Genomic DNA, 3660 nt, shown 5'->3' with positions numbered 1-3660 from the left:
GGCCATCTGCTGGTCGCTGTGAATGCCCGCATAGTTGACGCATGCCGAGAGCATCGCCACCAGAATCGCCGACAACCCCACCTTGATCGTGCGGGCACCGCCAGCGGATTTACCAATCTGCGTTTTCATTTTCTGACCTGTGAGATGGTTGCGCGCCTTGGCCAACAAGAACCCGACGCTTTGCGTCAGCGAGAAACTTTCGGGTGTGGAGTACTGCATGACACGTCCTTGGTGTAAATAACTTTGGCGATCACGGCAAAGTCCGATGAAAAGAATGTCTTCGCTTGCTGGCCGTTGGCGCCGCGCGGTGCTCAGTGACCACCCGCGCCCGCTGCGCTCTTCGCGACGCCCTTGCTGGGCCTCGTGATCCAGATGAGCGGAATGATCACGAGAAAGGTCACCGCCGACAGCCAGAACACATCGTTCAGGCCAAGCATCGCCGCCTGTGCGCTCAATTGCGTTTCGAAAAAAGCCTCGGCCTTGAAGAGACTCGCGTGCAGCGTCGTCTGAATACCGGCGAGTGCGTGCATATAGGCCGGGTTGTTCACGCTCGTCTGCTCGGCGAGTCGTGCATGGTGCTGGATGGTCCGGTCGTTCCAGATGGTGCTCAAGATCGAAGTGCCCGCCGCGCCGGCGAAGATCCGCGCGAAGCTCGACAGACCCGCGGCCGCCGGGATCTTCTCCGGCGGCAAGCCCGACAGGATGATGGCCGTGAGCGGCGTGAAGAACAGCGCGACGGGGATGCCCTGCAGCAGCGTCGGCAGAACGAGCGTGTACGCATCGACGCCTGTCGTGTACCGCGAGCGCATCAGGAACACGCCTGCAAAGAAGACGAAGGCGAGCGTCGCCAGCATCCGCATGTCCGATTTCGGCATGATCTTGCCCATCACCGGCGCGAGGATGACGGAGAAGATGCCGAGCGGCGCGACCACGAGCCCCGCATCGACGGCGCGGTAGCCCAGGTATTCCTGGATCCACGTCGGCAGGATCACGAGGTTGGCGAAGAAGATCGCGTACCCGATCGATATCGCAATGGTGCCGCCCATGAAGTTGCGTCCCTTGAACAGACGCAGGTCGACGATCGGCTTCGCCTCGGTCAGCTCCCAGATCACGAAGAACAGGAACGCAACCAGCGAGACGATCGTGAGCGCCCAGATCACCGGCGAATGGAACCAGTCGAGATCCTTGCCCTTGTCGAGCATGATCTGCAGCGAGCCCACCCAGACGATCAGTGAGAAGAGGCCCACCTTGTCGACCGGCAGTTTGCGCGATGGCGTTTCGCGCTTGCGGTAGAGCGCCCAGATCACGGCGGCGGCGAAGAGGCCGACGGGCACGTTGACGTAGAAGACCCACGACCAGCTGTAGTTATCGGTGATCCAGCCGCCCAAAGCCGGCCCGGCTATCGGCCCAGCCGTTGCGGTCATCGCCCACAGCGCCAGCGCGTTCGAGCTCTTTTCCCGCGGAAACGAGGCGAGCAGCAGCGCTTGCGACAGCGGCACCAGCGGCCCTGCCACCGCACCTTGAACGACGCGGGCCGCAAGCAGCAACGGCAAGTTCGGCGCGAGACCGCACGCCGCCGACGACAGCACGAAAAGCACGATCGCGGCCGTGAAAAGCTTGACCTGTCCGACCCGCTGCGTGAGCCAGCCCGTCAACGGAATGGCCACCGCGTTGGACGCGGCGAACAGCGTGATGACCCACGTGCCTTCATCGACCGACACGCCCAGGTCGCCGGAGAGCGTCGGAATCGCGACGTTGGCAATCGACGAGTCCATCACCGTCATGAAGGTGGCGAGGGCCACCGCGAAGGTGCCCAGTACGAACTGCCAGCCAGCCAATGGCGCTGGCGTGCTCGCGTTTTTTGGGGGGATCATGGTGAGTCCGTTAAGCGGCTTGATGGCCGGTTGCCATCGCGCCTTCGGCATGTATCTGATAAGTCAGATACATGCCGGGAAAATGACGCATCTGGAAACGCCACGGCAACCCTCGCGTGGCGTTGTTTCTGACCGGCAATGCGTACGCTGACACAGCACGCATTGCCACGATCAGCATTCGCAATCCGCAGTGCGGACGTTTGCCGAGGGATCCTTATGCAGCAGCGATTGCTTCGCGTGCGCGGGCGAGTGCTGCGCGAGCCACATCCGGGCCCATGGCCAGGCCTTCGGCGTAGATGAAGTTCACGTCGGTCATGCCGAGGAAGCCGAGGAAGGTCTGCAGAAACAGCGTGTGGGTGTCGTCCGGGGTGCCGACATACTGGCCGCCGCGTGCCGTTACGACGAAGACCTTCTTGCCCGTCACGAAACCTTCCGAACCGCTGGCCGTGTACTGGAACGAGATGCCGGCGCGAGCGATGAAGTCGAAGTAGGTCTTCAGTTGCGACGAGATGCCGAAGTTGTACATTGGCGCGCCGATCACAATGATGTCGGCGGCTTGCAGTTCGGCGATGAGCGCCTCGCTACGCGCTGAGATAGCCGCTTGTTCCGGGGTTCGCTGGTCGGCCGGCGTGAAGAACGCGGCGAGGATCGCATCGTCGAGATGGGGCAGCGGCTCAGCTTGCAGATTACGGACGACGAGTTGCGCGCCGGGATTCGATTGTTGCAGTTTCTCGGTCAGCTCGTTGAGGAGCAGGGTCGAGGTTGCGCCTTGCGAGCGGGCTGCCGAGTTGATTTGAAGGATCGTGGTCATGATAGGCCGGAGGGGTAGTGGACTATGGGATTGAGAGGCTACCCACGTCCGGCGCGTTGCGGTAGAGCCGTGCCGGGCGAATCTGTGTCGCCGAATCAGCAACGCTCCCGGCAGGTCGGGTCTTGAACCCACGTGTGCAGCTGCAGCGCGTCCATCATGAACGGGAGCTTGCGGTTGGCTGTGACTGCCGAAATGAGGGCGAACCAGTTTCTGGCACTGATGGACGACGCGGAGCGTGCCCATTTCGCAACGCGCATGCGCGCCATGAGTGGACGCGTGTGAGTGAGCGGAGCGAAGCCTGCGGCGCATCAAATGTCGAAATGCCGGTAGAACTCCCGCGTGCGCGTGCAGATATTACGCGGCGTTTTCCACTGCGAGAAGCAGGGAGGACTTCGGGCCGCGAATCTTGCCGAGGCGCGGGATATCGAGCGCGTCGTGCTGATGTGATCTTCGAATTCGAGCGCGGCTCGCACGTCGGCGCGGCGCATGGCCGCTTCGAAGATGCATGCGTGTTCGCGATGCACGTCGCGTTGCGAGTCTTCGAGGCTGAAGCATACTAGCCGGTGGCGGCCGAGACGATCTCTGCGTGGCGATCGACAACAAACTATGCGATCTGGCGCGCGTTCAACAACGAGTATTGGCCCGCGCATCATTTCATCGAGACGCCGTGCGATTTCGCGTGAGCATCGACGGCGCGCCGCCCGGCGCGAGCCACGGCGCCGATGTCGACGCGAGCGGCAACGGCGTGGTGAACGGCCAGCGGCTTTATCAGCGGGTTCGCCAGCAAGGGCCGATTGTCGATCGCACCTTCGAAATCCGCTTTCCCGATCCGGTCGTGCGCGCGTATTCGTTCACGTTCGGCTGATATCTACCGCCAGCCGCCCGTAAGCTCGCGCTTCGCGAAGCGCGGGCTCAAGGCACGGGAAACTACTCAGGCTCACGGGCTACGATCGCGCTGCCGATCGTAGTATTCTC

The 3660-nt window shown here is 62.5% G+C and carries 5 protein-coding genes; 1 reads left to right on the top strand and 4 read right to left on the bottom strand.

All coding sequences use genetic code 11. From position 1 onward, the window contains the following. From VMJ11_RS05055 to VMJ11_RS05040, 4 genes are all read right to left on the bottom strand, one after another. A partial coding sequence (locus tag VMJ11_RS05055; RefSeq protein ID WP_325617567.1) for a hypothetical protein occupies positions 1-219 on the bottom strand: 219 nt, incomplete at its 3' end. Between the two features lie 92 nt (positions 220-311). After that, positions 312-1874 (bottom strand): DHA2 family efflux MFS transporter permease subunit, encoded by a 1563-nt coding sequence (locus VMJ11_RS05050; protein ID WP_325617565.1) that lies wholly within the window; start codon positions 1872-1874, stop codon positions 312-314. A 10-nt stretch (positions 1875-1884) separates the two neighbouring features. After that, positions 1885-2052: a hypothetical protein gene (locus VMJ11_RS05045; protein WP_325617563.1), complete on the bottom strand. Its 168-nt coding sequence runs from the start codon at positions 2050-2052 to the stop codon at positions 1885-1887. A gap of 36 nt (positions 2053-2088) precedes the next feature. Then, the gene (locus VMJ11_RS05040; RefSeq protein WP_325617561.1) at positions 2089-2685 is read right to left on the bottom strand and encodes an FMN-dependent NADH-azoreductase; all 597 of its coding nucleotides are present in this window, start codon (positions 2683-2685) and stop codon (positions 2089-2091) included. Positions 2686-3271: 586 nt separating this feature from the next. Between VMJ11_RS05040 and VMJ11_RS05035 the strand changes: the two genes are divergently transcribed. After that, complete coding sequence (locus tag VMJ11_RS05035; RefSeq protein WP_414694302.1) at positions 3272-3550, top strand: hypothetical protein; 279 nt, start codon at positions 3272-3274, stop codon at positions 3548-3550. Positions 3551-3660: the final 110 nt, after the last annotated feature.

It is taken from the genome of Paraburkholderia sp. (genome assembly GCF_035501035.1).
Lineage (GTDB): Bacteria > Pseudomonadota > Gammaproteobacteria > Burkholderiales > Burkholderiaceae > Paraburkholderia.
Note: the sequence above shows the minus strand (reverse complement) of the source record. Positions and strands in the feature narration are given on the sequence as shown.

Coding starts and splice junctions, on each gene's coding strand:
- VMJ11_RS05050 (WP_325617565.1), bottom strand. CDS start 1,874: ATGATCCCCCCAAAAAACGCGAGCACGCCAGCGCCATTGGCTGGCTGG.
- VMJ11_RS05045 (WP_325617563.1), bottom strand. CDS start 2,052: ATGCTGATCGTGGCAATGCGTGCTGTGTCAGCGTACGCATTGCCGGTC.
- VMJ11_RS05040 (WP_325617561.1), bottom strand. CDS start 2,685: ATGACCACGATCCTTCAAATCAACTCGGCAGCCCGCTCGCAAGGCGCA.